Here is a 22,356-nt window from a genome sequence, read left to right as displayed (position 1 = left end):
CCGGCCGGCCCCGGCAACCGGTCGCTCACATGAGGGCCGACGTGAGCCGCATGACGTTGTCGAGCCATTGTTCGCGGTAGGGCCGGGCGAGCCACTCCTCGAGGTGGAGCTCCCGGCTGCGAGCGCGGTAGTCGTCCTCGACCGCCCGCAGGTCGGCCACGATCGACTCCCCCGAGAACATGACCATGAGCTCCATGTGGAGGCTGAGGGAGCGTTCGTCCATGTTGCTCGTGCCGATGATCGCCACCTCGTCGTCGAGGCTGATGTGCTTCGCGTGCAGCACCGTGGGCGCGTGGTACAGGAAGATCCGCACTCCCGCGCGCAGGAGTTCCTCGTAATAGGAGCGTTGGGCGTGATAGACCATGAACTGGTCACTCGAGGCGGCCACGAAGAGCTCCACCTCCAGGCCCCGGTGGGCGGCCGTGACCATCGCGTCGAGCACGCTCTGGTCCGGCACGAAGTAGGGGCTGGTCACGCTCACCCGGCGGCGGGCGTTGTGCAGCGCGGCCGCGAAGAGCTTGAGGTTGTTGTCGGCCTCGAAGCTCGGCCCGCTCGGGAGCACCTGGGCATCGAGTGCGCCCGGGCCGGTCTCGGGTAGTTCGGTGTAGTCGAGCGGGAGCAGCTCGTCGGTCTCGCTGTACCAGTCGGTGGCGAACACGGCGTCGAGCTCGCGCACGACCGGGCCCTGCAGGCGCATCATGAGCTCGCGCCAGTGCAGGCCGCGGCGCAGCGCGGTGCGCTTGTGATAGTGGTCGGCGATGAGGTTCATCGACCCGGTGTGGCCGATGAGTCCGTCGATCACCACGAGCTTGCGGTGGTTTCGCAGATCGAGCCGGCGGCCGCTTCGGATCGGGCTGATCGGGAGCATCGCGTGGTATTCGGCGCCCATTCGCGCCAGCCGCTCGGCGGTGCGCCGGCGGAACGGGTAGGTCAGCTGGGAGAGGTGATCGGTCAGCACCCGCACCGTGACACCGCGCTCCCGGGCCCGGGCGAGGGCGTCGAAGAACGGGGCCGTGGTCTCGTCGCACACGAGGATGAAGAACTCGACGTGTACGTACTTCTCGGCCCGGTCGATGTCGTCGACCATGCGGGCGATCATGCCCTCGTAGTCCGTGAGGAGCTCGGCGTGGTTGTTCGGCAGCATCGGCAGCGCGCCGAGGGTGCGGTTCAGGGTGACGAGCGTGCCGAACCAGTCGGGCCAGGTGGTGCTGCGCGCGGCGGCACCGAGGTCACCCGGCGTGCGGGCCATGATCAGCTCGGTGATGAACCGCTGCTTGTCGCGGCGATCCTGCGGCAGCTTCGCGGTGCCGATGAGCAGGTAGGCCACCACGCCGAGCAGCGGCACGAAGATGACCACGAGCAACCAGGCGAGCGCCGAGGACGGCTTGCGGTTGGCCGAGATGGAGAACGCGGTGAACAGGATGATGAGCACGTGGGCGGCAAGGAGCGACGCCGCCCAGATGCTGACATCGTTCACAGGGTCATGATGGCAGGCCGGCCATCGTCGTGCGGGCAGGACACCCGCCGCGGATGCGGCATTCTGTCGAGGTCGGGGCGCTCGACCGCGACAGAATGCCGCGTCCGCTCAGTTGATCGCCGAGGCCGGCGTGGCGAGCAGTCACTCCATCCTGGTTCGGCGAGTCAGCACGACACCGGCGGCCGTGAGAAGCGCCATGGCGACCAGGATCGTCGTGGTCCCGGAGGCCCCGGTCTCGGGCATGGTGTCGGTCCCGCCGGCACGGTCATCGACCGAGCTGCCGGAATTCGTGACGCCGCCCGTGTCGCCCGGGCCGTCGGCAGCTGCGGTGCCGGCCGCACTCTCGGCGCCGGCGCCGGCGTCGGCATCGTCGGCAGCGTCGGTACCGTCAGCTGCAGACTCCGCCGAGCCGTCGACACCATGCGAGCCGCCGTCGGAGTCGACGCCGGCGCCATTCGCGTCCGAACCACCATCGACCTCGGCGCCCGCGTCGGTGTCACCGCTCTGGTCCGCACCACCGTCGACGTCAGTACCACCATCGGCGTCGGCGCCGGCATCGGCGCCACCATCGACGTCGGCACCAGCGTCGGCGTCACCGCTCTGGTCCGCACCACCATCGACGTCGGCACCCGCGTCCGCGCCACCGTCGACCTCGGCGCCCGCGTCGGCGCCACCATCGACGTCGGTGCCACCGTCAGTGCCACCGTCCGCGTCGGCATCCGTGCCGCCGCCGGAATCACCGCCACCGGAATCCGGCACGTCGCAGGCGAGGTGGGCGCCGGCCCAGTCCGCGTGGTCCTGGCCCACGCCGTTGCCGCCGTCGCCGACCCGCAGGGTCAGCTGCCCGACGCCGGTGAGGTCCTGGGCCACCCGCTGGCGTCCACTCGCCGGGGTCACGAGCTCGGAGGCCCACAGTTGTGCGCCGTCGCCGAGCAGCTCGAACGTCACGCTCGCCGCCCCGGCCACCTCGTCGTCGATCCCGTAATCCGAGACGAACGTCGTGCACGTCTCCGGCACGTCGATCACGACGGTCGAGACCGCGTGCACGCCGAGGCCCTTCGAGTAGCCACGGCCGCCGATGGTGAGCGGCCCTCCGTCCCCGGGCTCATCCTCGCCCACGGAGGAGTCCCGCTCCACCGGACCCCACCCGTTCGTCGAGGAGACCCAGTCCAGGTCGGAGACGTGCACGCCGCCGGAGACGAGGTCGAACGAGCCCGCGGCGAGAGTCACCTCGCCGTCGAGCAGCGCGACGCCCACGGTCGACCACCCGGTCTCGCCGTCGGGGTAGAGCTCGATGAGCAGGTCGTCGTCGAATCCGGCGGGCAGCGTGACCGCGGATTCACCGAGGCGCCAGAAGTCGCCGTCGGTGAGCGCGAGGGTCAGCTCGTGCGGCTCTGCCGATCGGTTGCGGGCCGGCACGCTGAGGATCACCGGCTCGGAGGCGTCGAGCGAGTTCGACTTCGAGGCAACGATCTCGCCGTCGGCGCTCACGAGTTCCCCGACGAGAGGAACCTCGGTGAAGTGCCCGACGACCTGCCCGTCGGCGTCGAGCACCCGGCCGGAGAGCACGATGAGCGTGCGGGCCGACTCCGGGATGTCGACGGACAGGTCCCACTCGCCGGTCTCGCCGGCGGGCACGTCGATCGCCGCCCCGGCGGCACCACCGAGAGTGTCGAGTTCGACGGTCAGCCCGGTCAGGTCCTCGGCCCCGGCCGTCACGGTCACCCGCAGGTCCGCGGGGCCCCCGCGGCCGACGACATCCTCGGAGGTCGCACTCACGCCCACGGCACTCGAGGCCGCGTCGAGCACGTCCGCCTTCGCCTGGAGCATCGCGGCCCAGGCCGCGGGCGTACCCTCCGCCCGCGGGTCGATGCTCGCGAGCGCGCCGTCGGTCACGGCCGCGACCCGGCCCCCGAGGGCGGCCGCCTGGTCGAGCACCTCGGCGTCCTCCTGGCCGGTGCGGAAGTTCTCCCACCGGATCGAGGAGATCGGCCCGTCCTCCCCCGGGTAGACGATGTACTCGTCGCCCTGGCCGTACCGGTAGGCCGGATCGGAGTACACGTCCGCGGGCCAGGAGTTGTAGGTCCAGCGCAGGTAGCCGTCGAGGCCGCGCTGCTCGACGATCCACCCGAGCGATCGGGTCGACACGGGCGGTGAGGCGGTCACGGTGTTGGGGCGCACCGGGTCGTAGTACGTGTAGAACAGGGTCGGCTCGCCCGCCTCGACGCGCTGGGCGATGAGGTCGTCCGGCACGTTGTCGAGGAACGAGTAGTTGAAGCTGATGAAGTCGGCGATATCGGCCTCGGCGAGCGAGTTCGCGGCGAGGGCGACCTGGTCGCGCCAGGCGGGGGCGACGTCGTCGATCACGGCGAAGGCCTGGTTCATGATCGACACGGGCCGCTCGTCGAAGGCGAGGCGCGTCCGCTCGAACCAGCCCCGTGCCTCGAGGTGGGACTGGAAGTCGGTGAGGAACGCGCCCCAGGCACCCCGGTAGCGATCGCCCGAACGGTCGACGACCTCCTGGGTGCGCTCGCCCGTGCGGGTGTCGGTGTAGGTGAGCACCTCCCGGTCGCGGAACTGGAGCATCGCGAACACGTGGATCGCATCGGAGATTCCTACCGAGGCGTTCAGTTCGACGTAGGCGTCGAAGGCGTCGTAGTCGAAGCTCCACTCCTCGCCGTCCCATCGCCATTCGATGCTCGAGCGGTAGTGGCTCTGCGTCTGCGGGGCCCATTCCCCGTCGGTCTCGACGAGCCAGGGATCCTCGACGATCGCCACGTCGACGATCCGCTGGCCGTGGTCGGCCAGATCCTGCAGGTAGGGCTCCAGAGCCGTCAGGTGCTCGGCACTCCAGGGCTCGAGCCCGAGGTGGTCCGCGACGGCGTCCGGATGCGCCCACATGTCGAGGGTGAAGGGCCGCTCGTCGACCGGGCGCAGGGCCATGTCGGCCACGTCGATCTGGACCGGCCACGTGCCGAGCTCGCCGCCGGCGCTCGTGACCGTCACCGTGCCGGTGTAGCTGCCGGGCGCGGTGCCGGCCGGAACGAGCGTCGTGAACCAGATCCCCTGGTTGCGGCCCGCGGGCACGTCGACGCTCGCCGCCTCGGTCAGCGGGTCGGCCACGACCCCGCCGGCCACCAGGTCCGGGATATAGGAGGGGAAGCGCACCCGGGTCGCGGCCGCGGGAATCGTGCCCGCCGGCGAGTTCAGCTCCGAGACGTGCGCGCTCACCTGCTCGAGTCCGTCGAAGGCGCTGACGGCGAGCTGGCTCGAGACGTGTTCGCCGGCGGCGGCCTGCATCCGCAGCACGGTCGCCTCCGGCAGGTTCTCGTGATGCGTGCCCGCGCGCGGCACGCGCACCATGGCGGAGGAGGCGACGTCTCCCGACGGGATCCAGACGGCCGAGCCGGTCGTCGGTGCGCCGGGGTCCGCGATCTCGACGGGTGTCAGGCGCGCGGATGTCGTCACGGCCGCGCCCGCCCCGCGCGCGGTCGCGGTGAACGTCGGCGCCCACTGCCCGGCCGCGACGTCGGCGTCCGTGATGGTGTGGCGCACGGACTTGCACACGTACGATTCGCGCGGGCCGAGCGGGTTCGCCCGGTTGCAGGTCGCGGAGTTGTCGGGGCCCTCGAGCACGATGTCGGTCAGCGCCACGTTGCCCGTGTTCGCGATGCGGATCCACGGCGCGATCAGGTCGTCACGCACGCCGTCGCGGCCGCCGGGGTAGGTCGCATCGAGCACCGGCAGCACCTCGATCGCCGGGGCGGGAGCGGCGGGCGCGCTGACCGAGACGCCGGAGATCGTGCCCGTGAACGGCCAGCGCGGGCCGTCGGCGGCGTGATAGGCGCCGAGCTGGAGGGAGTCGAGGTCGCTCACGGAGGCGAAGAACCCGGCGCCACCACGGCCGATCTCCTCACCGTCGAGGAGTAGCCGGGTCGTGGCGGCGTCCGCGACGACCGTGAGCGTGTGCTCCTCGCCGTCGGCCACGTCGACGCCGGTCGTGATGCGGCTCGGATAGGAGCCGCCGCCGGTGCGCACCTCGAGGTAGGGCTTGCCGCTGTTGAGGGAGAGGATGACGTCCTTGACCGTGCTCGAGGAGTCCGAGGCGGACAGGAGCACCCCGACGGCCGGGCGCTGTTCCGTGGCGAACGTGACCGAGAAGCTCCCGGCCGCGAGGTCGGCCACCTGTTCGAGCTCGCCGGTCAGGTCGATATGCGTGGTGTCCCCGTCGGGCAGCGTCCAGGGCCCGGGGGCGCTCACCACCTCCTCGAGGTCGGCGCTCACCTCGAGCGTCGTCACGCGTGTGGACGACGTCCCGTCCGTCTCGTAGCGGACCGTCACCTGCTCGGCGCCCGAGGCGATCCCGGCGGGCACGCGTACGGGAACCGTGACCGTCGCGCTCTCGCCCGCGGGGATCGCGGGGGTCGGAACGGGTTCGGACCACCCGTCGATGCGCACGGTGCCGGCGGCGAGCACGGCATCCGTCTGGTTCGTGACGTCGACGTCGACGAGCCCGGCCGAGCCGGTGGCGAGCTCGCCCGGGGCGCTCACCTCGATCGGCGCGCAGACGCCGCCGAGCCAGTCGAGGTCGAAGGCGGTGTAGGAGAGATGGTTGTATCCCTCCCGCTCGTAGAGCAGCCCGTAGGAGCCGCCGAGGTCGCCGCCCGGGCCGGGGAGCGCCGTGAGCGTGGAGTACCCGGCCGAGCCGGGCTCGACCACGGCGCGAACCGGCCAGGTCGCGCCGGAGTCGCAGGACATCTTGACCGTGAGGTTGCGCCGGATGCCGGTGTCCTCGGTGTTGCTGAAGAGCAGGAGCTGCGCCTTCGGGTCGCTCGGGGCGGCGTCGGGGAAGGCGCGGATGATCGAGCCGTTGTTCGCGGGGTCCTCGAGCTGCGTGTCGGGCGCGAACGGGGTGTAGCTCTCCCCGCCGTCGGTGGAGGTGGCGACCTGCCGGTACGGGGCCGATCGGCTGTTGAGCATGACGGTGCCGTCGGCGAGTTCGACGGTCTTGTTCTCGTCGGCGCCCGGGCCCACGAGCTCGCTGTGGTGCCAGGTCTGGCCGTGGTCGTCGCTGAAGGCGCTCATGGCGTAGTTCCCGCCGTTCGCGCGCACCGCGTACTGCTGGATGAGGCGGCCCGCGTGCGGGCCCTGCCGCAGCTGGATCCCCTCGCCGGAGGAGGCGAACATCCCACCCCAGGCGGGCTCCTTGAGCTGTGCGGTGAGGCGTTCGTGGCGCCAGGTGAGGCCGTTGTCCTCGGAGATGCTCACATCGGGGTGGAGCACGTTCGGGTCGCTCGGGTCGTTGCCGGTGGCCGAGCCCGCGAAGCCCTGGTTGATCGATGCGGCGTAGAACACGAAGATCGTGTCGGTCTCACGGTCGACGAGCACGCTCGGGTCGCCGAAGCCGTTCGGGGCCGGTTCGGAACGGACGACCTCCGGCTCCTGCCAGGTCCTCCCGCCGTCGGTGGAGCGGCGCAGGAGCACGGAGATGTTCGAGGGCAGGTCGGCCATCGTCGGCCGGCCGTCGTACACGGCGAGCAGGTCGCCGTTGGGCGCCGTGGTGAGCGCCGGGATCCGGTAGCGCAGGTGCGATCCCTCGTACCGCGACGCGAGGTCGGTCACCGTGAGCGTCTCCCCGGCCGACGCGGCCGGGTACTCGCCGGAACCCGGGGCGCCCTGGGCGGGCGCCGCGGCGGGAACCGCCAGGAGTGGGACGGCCAGTGCCACGGCGGCGGCCAGGATTCCAACGCGCTTCATCGAGCATCCTCATCATCGGGGTGGGTCAGCCGGTTCACACGAGTGCACAGCGGATGACGTGGCAACTTGAACCACGGTGATCATATGTCCACGGCGGACGTCAGTCAATGACGGATCGTAAACGCAACGAGCGCCACGCCGTCACAAGTGATCGGCGCGGCGCTCGGTACGTTCAGTCGCGTTCAGTCGCGTTCAGTCGCGTTCGGTCAGCCCGCGAGCCGGCGACGCAGGCCGAGCACGATCCCCCCGGCGAGCAGCACGGCCGCACCACCGAGAACCAGATCGCGTACAAACGGGCTCGTGCCGGTCTGGGGAAGCTCGCCCGGCGCCTCGGAGCCCGCGCCGGCGGAGGGGCGCGTCGTCGGATCCGTCGTCGGCTCGGGATCGGTCGTCGGGTCGGAATCCGCGCTCGGGTCGGGGTCGGTCGTCGGCTCGGGATCCGTCGTCGGGTCCGTCGTCGGCTCCGGGTCCGTGGTCGGGTCCGTCGTCGGGTCGGGGTCCGTCGTCGGCTCGGGATCCGTGGTCGGGTCCGTCGTCGGGTCGGGGTCCGTCGTCGGCTCGGGATCCGTGGTCGGGTCCGTCGTCGGGTCGGGATCCGTCGTCGGCTCCGGGTCGGTCGTCGGGTCCGTGGTCGGCTCCGGGTCCGGATCGGGGTTCGCGCACTCGACGCCGCTGCCCGGGGCCTTCGCGGGGAGGTCGGAGAGGACGACCCAACGGTAGGTCTGCGCCCGGCCGGCGTCGTCGGAGGTGTGCACCTCCACGACGTTCGGCCCCGCGGCGAGCGGGAACCGGTAGTCCCCGGCCGCCGCCGTGACGACCTCACTGTTGAGCAACACCTGGTCGAGCGAGACCCCCACCGCCGGCGCGAAGCGCGCCGACACCTCGGTCACATCCGGGCCCGTGCGTCCGAACCACGTGAGCGGGGAGGCGCCCTCCTCGAACCCGATCCCGCTCCAATCGACGTCCGCGAGAGCGGCCGCCGGCTGGGCCTCGACGACATCGGGCACCTGGGAGAAGAACGGGCGCGCGGAGCCGTCCACGGTCCAGTCCGTGTACGTGAACCAGGTCTGTGCCGGACTCACCCCCGCGGTGAGGATCCCGGCCCGCCCGGTGGCAGCGGCGGGGTTGGACACCGTACGGATGTCGGTGAAGGTCGCCCCATCGAGGGAGTAGGCGCCGGTGAAGGTGTCCCCCGTGCGGGTGAGCCTGAGCCACAGGTCCTGCGCACCCGGATCGGGAATGCGATCTGTTTCGCTGGCGACGCCTCCCTGCTCCGTGACGACTGCGAGCTTCGGGGAGCCCCCGTCGTGCTTGCGCTGGACCGTCACATAGTCGCCGTCACCGGCATAGAAGACCAGGCCGGCCTCCTCCCAGCCGCCGGCAGTCGCACCCGAGACCTTGACGGTCACCGCCTCGGGTGCGGAAGTGTCGCTCAACACGATATTCGTGGCGGCGTCCTGCTCCTGCCACAGGCCGAGTGCGCCCGCCCGCACCGACAGAGTGTCGACGTCGAGCGCGCGCCAGGAGCCGGGATCCTCGCGCACGACCGCGACGTCGTCGGCGAAGACCGCCCGCGCGGCCGGATCGCCGGTCATGGCATCCTCACCGATCGCGACCTCCCCGCCCGTGATCTGAGAGGGATCCATCCCGGAGATGTTCGCCCGCACGTTGAATCCGTCGGCGTAGGTATTGCCTGAGATCTCGACGCGCTCACTTCCGCGGAGCGTGAACAGCGCCGCGGACGAGGCCTGCGCGACCGGCTCCGTCGGCGCCCAGTGCTGCACGAGGTTGCCCACGAACGTCAGGTCGGAGACGGACTTGGCGTCGATGAGCCGTCCGCCCGAGCGAAGGGCGAACCTGTTGGCCTCGATGTCGATGCCGCTGTGCACGGTGCGCCCGGGCACGGTCGTGCCGTTCATGGGCTCGACGAAGATCGTCGCGTAGGCCGAGGTGGGCCGGTCGAAGATGTTGTTGCGAATCGTCACGTCCTCCACGGCGCTCGACTCGTACCAGTTGTTCGCGTCGTCGGAGATGTAGATGCTCGCCATGTTCATCTGGTCGAAGTGGTTGCGCTCGATCACGACCTCACCGGGGGTGGTCACGAGGATGCCGCGGGTGGGCACCGAGCGGAACGTGTTGCCCGCGATCGTGACATCCGGGTTGTAGGTGAGGTTCTCGGCGACGGTGTCCCCGACAGCGACCCCGGCGGGGATGTCGCCGTCGAGGGTGATGGTCATCGTGCGCAGGTCATGGCTGTGGTCGCGGCCACTCGGGCCGTCGACGGCGGTCACCGTCGCCGTACCGCCGGCAACGGGTAGGAGTGTCGACTTGCTGACGAAGCGCAGCTCGTCACCCGGATAGAACTGCGGGAATCCGGCAGTCTCGCTGTGCATGTACCGAAGCGTCACCTGCCGGGCGGCGCGGTCTAGGCCGGTCACCTGCACGTAGGTGCCGTGGATGTTGATCGGGTCGTCGTGCGGGTCGTCGAAGAGCGAGTTGGTGACCTGGACCGTGCCCGCGACCCCCGACATCTGAATGAAGTCGGCGAATCCGGCGGTCGATCGCCAGGTGCCCGGGTCGGTCACCATCCGCGCCCGGTCGATCGAGATGTCCGTCGAGAACTGGCCCACGATCCCGAAGCCGTGCAGGTAGTGCAGGGCGATGTCCTCGACGGACGTGCGCTCGGACTGCCAGATGAGGCCGGCGGGTGTGTCCCGTTGCAGGTGGCGCATCTCGTAGACGTGGGCGACGTCCTCGGGTTCCGTCGCCGACGCGTAGCTCACACGCAGGAGCCCCGGCGACAGCTCTCGCACGTCCCGGGAGCCGTGCCAGATCGGCAGGCCGGCATTGTTGGTACGCCAGGTGTCTCCCGTGGCCAGGTCACGGATCTGGTTCTGCCACGGCTCCGCGTCGGCGGCGTTGAAGGCCCAGTACGGCTCGCCGGTCACCGGGCTCTTTTCGCCCGTGAAGGTGGCGGTGGCTCCGTTCAGGGTGTAGTCGACGCCCGCGGGCACGCGGATGTCGCGGTAGCCGTGGCCGTCCTCGACGCCGGTGTCCACGACGGTCAGGTCGAGCGTGCCGGGCGCGTACCAGTCGGTACCGAGGTCTCGGATCGTCACGTCCGTGGAGCCGATGACGGCGAATTGACTCTGCTTGCCGTGGAAGGTCAGCTGGGAGCCGTTCCCCTCGACGATCACGTCGTCCATGCCCTCGATGAGCATCGCGATGCTCTTCTCGCGCACGGACGCGTCGGTGCCGACCGTGTTCGACACGTACAGCTCGCGCTTCTCGGTGGCCTCGGGGTAGATGCGGTACTGCCCGCAGGGGAAGGAGATCGTCACCGGCCCGTCGATCCCGCGCGCATGGGCGAACGCGTCGCGGATCGCCGCAGCGGAGTCCTCCGCCCCGGTCGGGTCGGCCCCGAAGGCGGTCACGTCGACCACCGTGCGCTGGTCGGCGTGCCGCGGGAGCGCCGCATCGTCGCGCTCGGCGGGCTCGTCCGCGGTGTATCCGACCGTGGTCACGTTCAGCTCCGCCGGATCGAGCAGGTCGGGCGCGGCGGTGGCCGGACCGGCGACGAACGGAACGGCCAGCAGCGCCGCGATCCCGGTCATGCCGACGATTCCGCGGGCGTGTCGGCCACGACTCGAATGACGTCGCACCTCATTGTGTTCATACATGTGAGACATTGTAGCTAGTTGACCACTTTCCGTCCAGATCGAACGGAATCCATCATCCCTACGAGCAGCGGGGACGCCCACCCACACCGGAGGTGGGCGACCGTCCCCGCTCGAGGCGGCGCGCCGTCAGCGGGCGTCGATCGCCACGTACTCGCGCTCGGCGGCCCCGGTGTAGACCTGCCGCGGCCGGCCGATCCGCTTGGTCGGGTCCGTGATCATCTCGCGGTACTGGGCGATCCAACCCGGCATGCGCCCGAGGGCGAAGAGCGGGGTGAAGAGCGAGGTCGGGAAGCCCATGGCCTTGTAGATGAGGCCGGTGTAGAAGTCGACGTTCGGGTAGAGCTTGCGCTCGATGAAGTAGTCGTCGCTCAGCGCGATCTCCTCGAGCTCGCGGGCGATGTCGAGGAGCGGGTCGGAGACCCCGAGCTTGGCGAGCACCTCGTCGGCGGACTTCTTGACGATGGCCGCGCGCGGGTCGTAGTTCTTGTACACCCGGTGGCCGAAGCCCATGAGGCGCACGCCGCTCTCCTTGTTCTTCACCTTCGTCATGAAGGTGTCGACGTCGTCGTCCGAGTCGTGGATGCGGTTGAGCATCGCGAGCACGGCCTCGTTCGCACCGCCGTGCAGCGGGCCGGAGAGCGCCCCGATCCCCGCCGAGACGGAGGAGAAGATGTTCGCGTCCGCCGAGCCGACCATGCGCACGGTCGAGGCGGAGCAGTTCTGCTCGTGGTCGGCGTGGAGGATGAGCAGCATGTCGAGCGCCCGCACGAGCACCGGGTCCGGGTCGGCGTTCTGGAAGGGCAGGCCGAAGGTCATCCGCAGGAAGTCCTCGATATAGCCCTTGTTCACGTCCGGGTAGAGCTGCGGCAGGCCGGTGGCGCGCTTGGCGATGTTCGCGATCATCGTCGGCACCTTCGCCAGCAGCAGCACCGTGGCGAGCTCGAGCTGCTCCGGGTCGTAGGGGTCGAGGGTGTGCTCGTAGTACGTACTCAGGCCCGCGATCCCCGCCTGCAGGATCGACATGGGGTGCGCGTCGAGCGGGAAGGCGGTGAAGAACTTCTGGAAGTTCTCGTGCAGGAGGGTGTGGCGGTTGATGCGCTCGGTGAACGCCTCGAGCTCGCTCCCGGTGGGGAGTTCGCCGTTGATGAGCAGGTAGGCGGTCTCGAGGAAGGTCGAGGACTCGGCGAGCTGGTCGATCGGGTAGCCGCGGTAGCGCAGGATGCCGGCGCCGCCGTCGATGTAGGTGATCTTCGATTCGGTGTTCGCGGTGTTGCCGAAGCCCAGGTCGAGCGTGACCAGCCCGGTCTCCTTGAGCAGATTGGAGATGACAACACCGTCGTTGCCCTCTACCGCGGCCACCCGCCGAAACTCGAGTTCCTTGTCGTCCACTCGGAACGTCGCGGGCGTGAGCGGTGTCTCGGACATAGATGAACCCTTCATTGGTCAGCCAGAATCTCCGGTCGATTCTAGCCCTTCGAATCTAGGCGCCCAGGCGCGCGGCGGCGGCTGTGATGCGTTCGTCAGTCGCGCTCAGGGCGATGCGCACGTACCCCTCACCGCCCGGGCCGTAGAAGGTCCCCGGCCCCACGAGGATTCCCAGCTCCGCGAGGTCGCCCACGAGGTCCCAGGTCGTGCGGCCGCCCTTGCGCGCCCACAGGTACAGGCCCGCATCCGAGTGGTCCACGCCGTAGCCGGCCCGCTCGAGCGCCCCGAGCAGCCGCTCACGCCGGTGCAGGTAGATCCGCCGCTGGTCGAGCACGTGGGAGGTCTCGGTCAGCGCCGTGAGCATCGCGGCCTGCACGGGCGCGGGCAGCATCATCCCGAGGTGGCGCCGCAGCAGCGTGAGCCGGGCGATGAGCTCCGGGTCCCCGGCCACGAACGCGGCCCGGTATCCGGCCAGGTTCGACTGCTTCGACAGCGAGTACGCGGCGAGCAGACCGGTGTGGTCACCGCCGCTCACCGCGTCCTCGAGCAGGCACGGCACCCCGTGGGAGGTCCACGGCTCGTTCCAGGGCAGCTCGGCGTAGCACTCGTCGGCCGCCACGACCGCCCCGACCTCCCGGGCCGCGGCGACGATGCGGGCCTGGTGCTCGGCGGGGATCACGGCGCCGGTCGGGTTCGAGGGCGAGTTGATCCACACGAGCCGCACGTCCGCGCGCCCCGCCCACTCCTGGGGGTCGTCGGCGGGCACCACGCTCGCCCCCGCCAGCCGTGCCCCCACGGCGTAGGTCGGGTAGGCGACGGTCGGGATGACCACCGCGTCGCCCGGGCCGATCCCGAGCATCGAGGGCAGCAGCCCCACGAACTCCTTCGAGCCGATCGTGGAGAGCACGGCGGTCTCGTCGACCTCGGTGCGCCGGCGCCGCGCCCACCAGGCCGCCATCGCCTCGCGCAGCTCGAGCGACCCGGCCACGGTCGGGTACCCGGGCGAATCGGCCGCCTCCCGCAGGGCGGCCTGGATCGCGAGCGGGGTCGGATCGACCGGCGTGCCGATCGACAGGTCGACGATCCCGCCCGGGTGGGCCCGCGCCGTCTCGGCGTACGGGCGCAACTCGTCCCACGGATAGCCCTCGTCGAAGGCCGCGAACCCCATCAGGACGTGAGGTGGTCGTTCACGCCCGCCGGCAGCGCCGCCACGACCGGGTGATCGGTCGGGATGAGGCCGAGCTTCGCGGCACCCCCCGGCGAGCCCAGCTCGTCGAAGAAGTCGACGTTCACGTCGTAGTAGCCGCTCCACTGCTCGGGCACATCGTCCTCGTAGTAGATCGCCTCGACCGGGCACACGGGCTCACAGGCACCGCAGTCCACGCACTCGTCGGGGTGGATGTACAGCATCCGTTCGCCCTCGTAGATGCAGTCCACCGGACATTCGTCGACGCACGCCTTGTCCTTCACATCCACGCATGGCTCAGCGATTATGTAGGTCACGAGTGGTCCTCCTTCTCACGCGACGCCAGCGGAACACCGCCCCTAGTATCGCACCATGGGTAACACGGGGTGGGCCACCTGGCCCGTGGGCAGTCGAGTCGTCGTTCGTTATCGCATCCCCGGCGGCGTGACCGACGCGCTCGGGGTCGTCCTGCGCGTCGATGCTTCCGGCGTCGAGATCGCCACGAAACGCGGCCCGGTGGCCGTTCCGGGCGAGCTCATCACCCACGCCAAGCTCGTGCCGCCCGCGCCCGTGCGTCGCCCCCGCCACCCCGATCCGACCGAGCCCGGCGGCCCGGCCTGACGGCCTCTCAGTCGTCCGACTTCTTGTCGTCCGGGTCCGGCTTCGGCCCGCACACGACCTTGTTCCACGGCTGATAGGTGTGGGAGTAGCCGCCCGAATACTCCTCGTTGCGCGCGCCGTCGTGGGAGACGGTGCGCTCGATGTGAACGGTGAATCCGGACTGGCCGCCCGATTCGGGGGCGCAGGTCGAGGCCGTGTTGTAGACGGTCGTGGGTGGGGTGATGTTCCGGCGCGGCCCGGTCTGAATCGACACGTCCCAGTACGGGGTGGACCAGAACGCGACCTGCGTCTTGGAATCGGCGACCCAGGCCTGCACGAGCACGCCGTAGGGGGTGTTGTTGCGCCACTTCATGTCGAGGGACGGGGCGAACATCGTGGCCTCGCGCCCCTCGGGGTAGCGGCTGAAATAGCGCGAGTGCGGTTTGTGGCTCACGTCCTCCATACCGGCCTCGTAGGCGGCGTTGAAGGTCGTGGTCGACAGCTGCGAGAGCCCGCCGCCCATCGCCTCGGTCGCGAAACCGCTCACCACGACCCCCGACGAGGTGTACCCGTGGGCCGCGTCGATCGGGCCGAGGGCGTCGATGAGCGAGAACGTCTCACCGGGCTTGACGAGGGTGTTCGTCACCTTCTTCGTGCCGGTGAGCAGGTTCTGGGTGCGCACGGGGTTGTACGGCATCGGCGTGGAGAAGTAGGACACGCGCTCCGTGACCTTGAGCTTCTCGGCGTCCTCGGTCGTGAATTCCGGTTCGGTCGTGGCCAGGTCGAGCGTGGCCTCGCGCCCGTCGCCGGTCGCCGTCGCGGCCGCCGAGATGAGGCCGGCGAGCTCGGCCGGATCCACGCCGGCCCCCGTCTTGCTGGGGACGATCGTGGGCTTGCCGCCCTCGATCACGATCCGGGCGTCCTGGGCGGTCTTGCCTATGGACGACGCCCGCTCGCCGACCAGGTCGCTCGCCTCGGTCTCCATCACCTCGAGCGTGAGCCGGTCGCCGTCGGCGACGATGTGTGCCACGGCGGTGAGGTCCGCGGGGGTGAGTTCGACCGTCGCCTCGTCGGCGAGGTGCACGGTGATCGGGCCGGAGAGGATCGGATCCACGAGCTGTGCCATCGCCCGGTCGATCTCGTCGGAGTCGATGGTCGGGGAGACGCTCACCACGGGCAGCGTGAAGGGCCGCCGGCCGGTGAGCCAGTCGTCGCTGAGCAGGTCGACCGAGGCGGGGACGTCGACGTCGACGCCGTTCTCGGGAGCGGTCACGTTCGCCGCGCCGTCCGAGAGCTCGATCGAGCCCTCGACCGGGGGGATCTGCAGGTCGGGGGCCAGCGCCTCGACGGCCGCCGTGACCGCCTCGGTGTCGACCCGGGTCACCGGATCCACCGCCCCGCCGCCGAAGAGGTGGTCGAGGAGTCGTCCGGGCTCCAGGGAGAAGCCGATGAGGGAGTCGACGGTCGCGGCGGCATCGAACGTGAAGGCGTCCGGGTCGATCTGGGAGGCGCGTTCCTCCTCCGCGTCGAGGATCGACGAGGCGTCCGCCTCCGGTGTCCCGAGGACGACCGGTATGGGGGCGGCGACGATCTCGGCGAGCGAGTCCTCGAGGGCGGTGATCGCGTCCGTGCGGGCCTGGCCGGCGATGTCCACCCCGGCGACCGTGGTGCCCGAGGGGACCCGGTCGCTGAAGTACCAGGCGGCCCCGAGGTAGGCGGCCGCGAGCACGAACACGACGAGGCCGCTCACCAGGCCGATCCGGCGTCCGCGCCGCCGCCGGACGGGTCGCGTCTGTGCCGGCTGTGAGGTTTGTGCCGTGGGGGGCGTCGGGGGCATCGTCTCGACCTCGCCTGCGATCTCGGGTTCGGGAGCGGGCTCGGCGGGAGCGGGCACGTGCTCGGACTGCGGGCCGGCCGCCGCCGGGCCGAGGAGTGGCAGGGCGGCCGTGGCGACAGAATCGGCAGAGTCGGCAGAGTCGCTCACATCGGCTGCATCGGCCGGATCGGCCGGATCGGCCGGGTCTGCAGGGTCTGCCGGGTCTGCCGGGTCTGCCAGGTCTGCAGGGTCGGCCGGGTCGGCGGTACCGGTCACGTCGGTGGCATCGGCAGGAGCGTCCGTGTCGGCCGTGTCGGCTACATCGGCTGTATCGGCGGGGGCTGGACCCGACACCGCTGGAAGGACCTGTGTCTCATCGTCCGGCACATCATCGCCAGGACGTTCGAAGCCGTCGGTCACGCAATACCCTCCCTGGGTCCACTACTCCGTCCGGCATTCTACGGGGCGCGCGACCCGCCGAGTCGATCGTATGGGAACGATTCGGACACACTTTGCGCCCGCATCAGGCGGACGGCTCAGGAGGCGGGGAAGGTCTCGAGGCGGCCGAAGGCGTGCACGGTCGCGCCGGCGACGCCGGGGCGCACGCCGCCGGAGAGTACCTCCCCGACCACCACGAGGTGGCTGGCGGCCTCCTTGGTCCACACGGTCCGCGCCTCGAGCCAGGCGGAGGCGGACTCGAGGACGGCCGCGCCGGTCAGCTCGCCCCGGCGATGGGGGACCCGGTCGAGCTGGCCGATCGTCGGCCGCCCCGGGCTGGCGAGCCACTCGGCGTCGGAGCCGCCCGTCGGGCCCAGGATGCTCACGGCCCACTCGGCGCCCGTCTCGATCCGCTCGGCCAGACGTGCGTCCGCGTGCACGGCGAAGAGCACGGTGGGCGGTTCGAGCGCCACGGAGACGACGGAGGTGGCCGTCATCGCGAGGTCGTGGTGGCCGTCCCGCAGGGCCACGACGCTCACGCCGCTGACGAGGCGGGACATGAGCGCGCGGTACTCCTCGCCGTCCATCGTCACCGTTGCCCCCGCTCGCTCGCGCGGGGCCGCCAACCCAGCGCGAACCACGAGCTCGGCGCGAGCATTCCCGCGAGCACGGCGGCGAACACCGCGGCGAGCCAGCCGAGGCCGAGCACGTCCTGGACGATGATCACGTCCCCGGCCGGGCGCCACGCGGTCATGGCCAGCACGATCCCGAGGACACCCGCGCCGAAGCCGTTCGCGGCCCACCGATCGCCCAGGCTCCGGGCGAGCAGCATTCCGGCGTACAGCACGGCGATGCCCGCGATGAGCCCCCACGGCGCGACCGATCGGTGCATGACGGTCGTGACCGCTCCCGCGAGCGCGCCGGCGCCCACACCCAGTCCGGCGAAGGCCCAGCGGGTCGCGGGTCCGACCGGGACCGGGCCGGGCGGGCGCCCACGGGTCGGCCCCGTGAACGCGTCCGCCAGCTCCTCCCGCGAGCCGTGGCCCGCGACGACCGCGAACGCGGCGTGGGTGAGGATCGGCTGCAGGTCGTTGTTCGTCAACGCGTACCACCCGGCGGCGTCCAGCCCGCCGGGGACCCGGGTGACCTCGTGCACCTGGGTGTGGTGCGCCGTCATCGCGGCGATGACCTGATCGGACTGCGCGCTCGTGTCGATCACGAGGTCGGGTCGCTCCTGGGCGCCGGAGGATTGGGGCGCGGCCGGGTCGGGGGCGCGCAGCGGGGCGCCGAAGACATCGGCCGCGGGCCGCGCCGGGTGACCGGCGACCCACTCCTGGGCGCGCACGAGGGCTGCGTGGTCTCGCACGGTAGCCGCGACGACGGGCACCCGCCATCGCGGCACCGCGATCTCGACCGCCCGCACGGCGACGGCGTGGGCGCGGACGTGATCCGGGTGGCCGTAGCCACCGCCCACCTCCTCGGTGAGAACGAGGCGGGGGCGCAGCCGCTCGATCTCAACCGCGAGGATCCGTGCCTCCTCCTCCAGATCGCCCGCGGAGAAGGCGGTCGGCGCGGCGCCGGGGGCCGGGACCGCCCGGCGGCGCAGGTCGTCCGCCCAGGCCATGCCGGAATCGGTGTAGACCCGCCCGTCGGGTGCGCCGTCGAGCTCGTCGAGGAAGCGGTGGCTCTCGATCCCCAGGGCGCGCGCGGCCGCGGCGAGCTCGCCCACCCGGATCCCGGCGAGCGCGATCGGGTCGGCGTGGGCCCGCTCGGCGACCGGGCCCATCCGCTCGCCGAGCTCCCCGCGGGTGGCGGTGACGAGGTGCACGCGGTTCGTGCGGGCGAGCCGGGCGATCGCGCCCCCCGCGCCGAGGGTCTCGTCGTCCGGGTGGGCGAAGAACGCGAGCACGGCCGGCTCGGGCGACTCGACCGGCTCGGATCGTTCCTGCGAGGGGACGTGCGCCTCGTGACCGGCTGCCTGCACCGGATCCTCCTTGCTGCTCCCCGCGGGGCGCGGTCAGTTCTTGCGTGCGCGGGCGGCGACCTTCCCCCGCTCGTGCTGGTCGAGGATCACCTTACGGATGCGCACGGCCTCCGGGGTCACCTCGACGCATTCGTCCTCGCGCGTGAACTCGAGGGACTCCTCGAGGGTGAGCCGGCGCGAGGGGGTGAGGTTCTCGAACGTGTCGGCGGCCGCCGCCCGCATGTTCGTCTGCTTCTTCTCCTTGGTGATGTTCACGTCCATGTCGTCGCCGCGGCTGTTCTCGCCCACGACCTGGCCGCCGTACACCTCGGAGGTCGGCTCGACGAAGAACGTGCCGCGGTCCTGCAGGTTGGTCATCGCGAACGGCGTGGCCTGCCCCGCCCGGTCCGCCACGAGCGAACCGTTCGACCGCAGTTCGATCGGGCCCACCCACGGCTGGTAGCCGTCGGCGATCGCGGCCGCGATCCCGGTGCCGCGGGTGTCGGTGAGGAAGCGGGTGCGGAAGCCGATGAGGCCGCGCGCGGGCACCACGAACTCCATCCGTACCCAGCCGGTGCCGTGGTTGGTCATCGAGTCCATCCGGCCGTGGCGGCTCGCGAGCAGCTGGGTGACCGAGCCGAGGTACTCCTCGGGCACGTCGACCGTGAGCCGCTCCATCGGCTCGTGCACCTTGCCGTCGATGACGCGGGTGACGACCTGGGGCTTGCCGACGGTCAGCTCGAAGCCCTCGCGGCGCATCTGCTCCACCAGGATCGACAGCGCGAGCTCGCCGCGGCCCTGGACCTGCCAGGCATCGGGCCGCTCCGTGGGCAGCACCCGGATGGACACGTTGCCCACGAGTTCCCGGTCGAGGCGGTCCTTCACCTGCCGGGCGGTCACCTTCGCACCCTTGACGCGACCGGCGAGCGGAGAGGTGTTGATGCCGATGGTCATCGAGATGGCGGGCTCGTCCACGACGATCGGGGGCAGCGCCTCGGCATGGTCGGGGTCGGCGAGGGTCTCGCCGATCATGATGTCCTCGATGCCCGCGACGGCCACGATGTCGCCGGCCTCGGCCGATTCGGCGGGCACCCGCTCGAGGGCCTGGGTGCGCAGCAGTTCCGCGATCCGCACGTGGCTCACCGTGCCGTCGAGGCTGATCCGGGCCACGGACTGGCCCTTGGTCAGGGTGCCGTTGAACACCCGCAGCAGAGCGAGGCGGCCGAGGAAGGGGGAGGCGTCGAGGTTCGTCACCTGCGCCTGCAGGGGCGCTCCCGGCGTGTACGCGGGGGCGGGGATCCGCTCGAGGATGGTGGCGAAGAGCGCCTCCATGTCCTCCCCGTCCGGCATCGCGCCGTCGGCCGGCTGGGTGAGGGAGGCGCGGCGGGCCTTGGCCGAGGCGTAGACGACGGGCAGGTCGAGCAGGGCGTCGAGGTCGAGGTCGGGCACCTCCTCGGCCACGTCCGAGGCGAGGGCGAGCAGCAGGTCGGTGGTCTCGGAGACGACCGCGGTGATGCGGGCGTCGGGCCGGTCGACCTTGTTCACCACGAGGATGACGGGCAGTTTCGCCGCGAGCGCCTTGCGGAGCACGAACCGGGTCTGCGGGAGCGGTCCCTCGGAGGCGTCGACGAGCAGCACGACGCCGTCGACCATCGACAGCCCGCGCTCGACCTCGCCGCCGAAGTCCGCGTGCCCCGGGGTGTCGATCACGTTGACGATCACGCCGCCGTCGATGTCGGCGGCGGCCGGCCCGTGATACTGCACGGCCGTGTTCTTGGCGAGGATCGTGATCCCCTTCTCGCGCTCCAGGTCGCCGGAGTCCATCGCCCGGGTGTCCACGTGCGCGTGGCCGCCGAACGCGCCGGAGGTCCACAGCATCGAGTCCACGAGGGTGGTCTTGCCGTGGTCGACGTGCGCGACGATTGCGACGTTGCGCAGGTTGGAACGCCGGTGGGTGGCAGCTGCCATAGGGGTTTCCTCTACTGGGTGGGGCGGGGCACTCGGGTACCGGGCCGATGCGCGGGGCCGGCCGGGCGGGGCCGCCCCCTCCTGGGGAAGCCGGCCTGGGGCATCGGTCCGACGCCACGACATGCCTGCGCACAGGCCACAGGACATGATAATGCCGCGCGCCGCCCGTCAGAACCCGTCGGGTGCCGGCGGGGAGGATCCGCCGTGTGACGTTCGGCTCAGATCGACGGCCCGCTCGTGGGCCGCGCCGGCGGGGCGGCATGCCCCGCGCCGGCCCCCTCCTCCTCTGCGAGCGCCTCGGCGAGCAGGCGGTCGCGGACGGCGCGCCGCTGCCGTTGCTTCTCCGGATCCGGCACGGGCACGGCGGCGATGAGCCGCTGGGTGTAGGGATCGCGCGGCTCGGAGACGATCTGGCGGCTCGACCCGATCTCCACGAGCCGGCCGTGATGCATGACGGCGATCCGCGAGGCGAGCATCTCGACCACCGCGAGATCGTGGCTGATGAACAGGCACGCGAAGCCGTGCTCGCGCTGCAGGTCCTGGAAGAGCTGCAGCACGGTCGCCTGCACCGAGACGTCGAGGGCCGAGGTCGGTTCGTCGGCGACGAGGAGCTTCGGCTCGAGGCTGAGCGCCCGGGCGATGCCCACCCGCTGGCGCTGCCCGCCCGAGAGCTCGTGCGGGTACCGGTTCCGCAGGGAGGAGGGCAGCTGCACCTGATCGAGCAGGGTCTCCACCCGCTTGTCGAGGGCCGCGCCCTTGATGCCGGTGTGCAGGAGCAGCGGTTCCCCGATCGACTCCCCGATCGGCAGCCGCGGGTTGAGCGAGGAGCCCGGATCCTGGAAGACGATCCCGACCTGGGAGCGCAGCGGCTTGAGGTCGCGCGCCCTCGCTCCGACCATGTCGAAGCCGGCGATCTCGAGGCGACCCGCCTTGACCGGGAGCAGCCCCACGATCGCCCGGCCGACGGTGGTCTTGCCCGATCCCGACTCCCCCACGAGGCCCACGACCTCGCCCTGGTTCAGGGTGAGGGAGACGCCGTCGACCGCCTTGAACGCGGGCGTGCGGCCACGCTTGGGGTACTCGATCACGACGTCCTCGGCCACGAGCACCGGCTCCCCCAGCGGGGTCTCGCCGCCGTGGGCGAGCTCGTACTCGCTCAGGAGGGAGGTGCCGCCGAGGTGGGGCACCGCCTCGAGCAGCTGCTTGGTGTAGTCGTGCTGGGGGTCGTGGAAGATCTGCCGCGCGTCCCCGGTCTCCATGATCCGCCCGTGGCGCATGACGATGATCCGGTCGGCCATGTCGGCCACGACGCCCATGTCGTGGGTGATGAGCACGATGCCCGAGTCGATCCGGTTGCGCAGGTCCCGCATGAGCTTGAGGATCTCGGCCTGCACGGTCACGTCGAGGGCGGTCGTGGGCTCGTCGGCGATGAGCAGCTTGGGGTCGCACGAGAGCGACTGGGCGATCATCGCCCGCTGCCGCTGCCCGCCCGAGAGCTGATGCGGATAGGAGTTGAAGCGGGTCTGCGGATCGGGCATCTCCACGAGCCGGAGCAGTTCGAGCGCCCGCTCCTTCGCCTCCTTCGGCCCCACGTCGTTGTGGATGCGGATCGTCTCCACGATCTGGAAGCCGATCGTGTAGACGGGGTTGAGGGCCGTCATCGGCTCCTGGAAGATCACGGCGATCTCGCTGCCCCGGATCCGGCGCAGCCTGGCCGGCGTCATGCCCACGAGCTCCTGGCCCGCGAGCTTCGCGCTGCCCGCGGATCGGCCGTTGGGCGGCAGCAGGCCGAGCAGGGAGAGGGACGACTGGGTCTTGCCCGAGCCGGACTCCCCCACGATCGCCAGCACCTCACCGGGGGCGACGTCGTAGGTCATGTCGACCGCCGCGGGGAACCATTCGTTCTCCACGAGGAAGTCGACATGGAGGCCGCGCACCGACAGGATCGGCTCCCGCGGCGTGCCGGTGCTCTCACCGGTGTCGGTGGTGGCGATGGTGCTCACGCGTGCTCACCTTTCTCGAAGCTGCTGGATGGGAGGATGACGC

Annotated in this window: 12 protein-coding genes; 1 reads left to right on the top strand and 11 read right to left on the bottom strand. The window is 71.0% G+C overall.

Annotated features, from left to right (window positions below):
* Positions 1 to 25: 25 nt before the first annotated feature.
* From cls to fdxA, 6 genes are all read right to left on the bottom strand, one after another.
* Positions 26 to 1,477, bottom strand: a complete 1,452-nt coding sequence (gene cls, locus GCG21_RS01945) for a cardiolipin synthase (RefSeq protein ID WP_370517210.1) — start codon at positions 1,475 to 1,477, stop codon at positions 26 to 28.
* 141 nt (positions 1,478 to 1,618) lie between these two features.
* Positions 1,619 to 7,234, bottom strand: coding sequence for a glycoside hydrolase domain-containing protein (locus GCG21_RS01940; protein ID WP_152817555.1), 5,616 nt, complete (start codon positions 7,232 to 7,234; stop codon positions 1,619 to 1,621).
* A 206-nt stretch (positions 7,235 to 7,440) separates the two neighbouring features.
* Positions 7,441 to 10,914 carry a DUF1349 domain-containing protein gene (locus tag GCG21_RS01935; RefSeq protein WP_152817554.1) on the bottom strand — a complete coding sequence of 1,158 codons (3,474 nt, stop codon included), beginning with the start codon at positions 10,912 to 10,914 and terminating at the stop codon, positions 7,441 to 7,443.
* Between the two features lie 126 nt (positions 10,915 to 11,040).
* Positions 11,041 to 12,339 (bottom strand): citrate synthase, encoded by a 1,299-nt coding sequence (locus GCG21_RS01930; protein ID WP_152817553.1) that lies wholly within the window; start codon positions 12,337 to 12,339, stop codon positions 11,041 to 11,043.
* Positions 12,340 to 12,394: 55 nt separating this feature from the next.
* Positions 12,395 to 13,507, bottom strand: coding sequence for a succinyldiaminopimelate transaminase (gene dapC, locus GCG21_RS01925; RefSeq protein ID WP_152817552.1), 1,113 nt, complete (start codon positions 13,505 to 13,507; stop codon positions 12,395 to 12,397).
* Positions 13,507 to 13,842, bottom strand: coding sequence for a ferredoxin (fdxA, locus tag GCG21_RS01920; RefSeq protein WP_153877472.1), 336 nt, complete (start codon positions 13,840 to 13,842; stop codon positions 13,507 to 13,509). Before fdxA ends, dapC begins: the two co-directional genes overlap by 1 nt.
* 55 nt (positions 13,843 to 13,897) lie before the next feature.
* On the opposite strand from fdxA, the gene GCG21_RS01915 reads away from it, so the two are divergent.
* Positions 13,898 to 14,146, top strand: coding sequence for a hypothetical protein (locus tag GCG21_RS01915; protein ID WP_152817551.1), 249 nt, complete (start codon positions 13,898 to 13,900; stop codon positions 14,144 to 14,146).
* A gap of 7 nt (positions 14,147 to 14,153) precedes the next feature.
* Here the strand turns inward: GCG21_RS01915 and GCG21_RS01910 are convergent, their stop codons facing one another.
* The 5 genes from GCG21_RS01910 to GCG21_RS01890 all read right to left on the bottom strand — a co-directional run bounded on the left by GCG21_RS01910 (position 14,154) and on the right by GCG21_RS01890 (position 22,313).
* A complete protein-coding gene (locus GCG21_RS01910; protein WP_194164883.1) occupies positions 14,154 to 16,217 on the bottom strand; it encodes a VanW family protein in 2,064 nt (687 codons plus the stop codon).
* 260 nt (positions 16,218 to 16,477) lie between these two features.
* A complete protein-coding gene (locus tag GCG21_RS16055) occupies positions 16,478 to 16,966 on the bottom strand; it encodes a flavin reductase family protein (RefSeq protein ID WP_227993023.1) in 489 nt (162 codons plus the stop codon).
* 2 nt (positions 16,967 to 16,968) lie between these two features.
* Positions 16,969 to 18,363 (bottom strand): PIG-L family deacetylase, encoded by a 1,395-nt coding sequence (locus tag GCG21_RS01900; RefSeq protein ID WP_152817549.1) that lies wholly within the window; start codon positions 18,361 to 18,363, stop codon positions 16,969 to 16,971.
* Positions 18,364 to 18,396: 33 nt separating this feature from the next.
* Complete coding sequence (gene typA / locus GCG21_RS01895) at positions 18,397 to 20,310, bottom strand: translational GTPase TypA (protein ID WP_152817548.1); 1,914 nt, start codon at positions 20,308 to 20,310, stop codon at positions 18,397 to 18,399.
* Positions 20,311 to 20,528: 218 nt separating this feature from the next.
* Positions 20,529 to 22,313: an ABC transporter ATP-binding protein gene (locus GCG21_RS01890; protein ID WP_228760106.1), complete on the bottom strand. Its 1,785-nt coding sequence runs from the start codon at positions 22,311 to 22,313 to the stop codon at positions 20,529 to 20,531.
* Between the last annotated feature and the right edge of the window lie 43 nt (positions 22,314 to 22,356).

It is taken from the genome of Pseudactinotalea sp. HY160 (genome assembly GCF_009372055.1).
Taxonomy (GTDB): domain Bacteria; phylum Actinomycetota; class Actinomycetes; order Actinomycetales; family Beutenbergiaceae; genus HY158.
The sequence above is the reverse complement of the archived record's forward strand: the minus strand, read 5'-3'. Positions and strand labels throughout refer to the sequence as shown.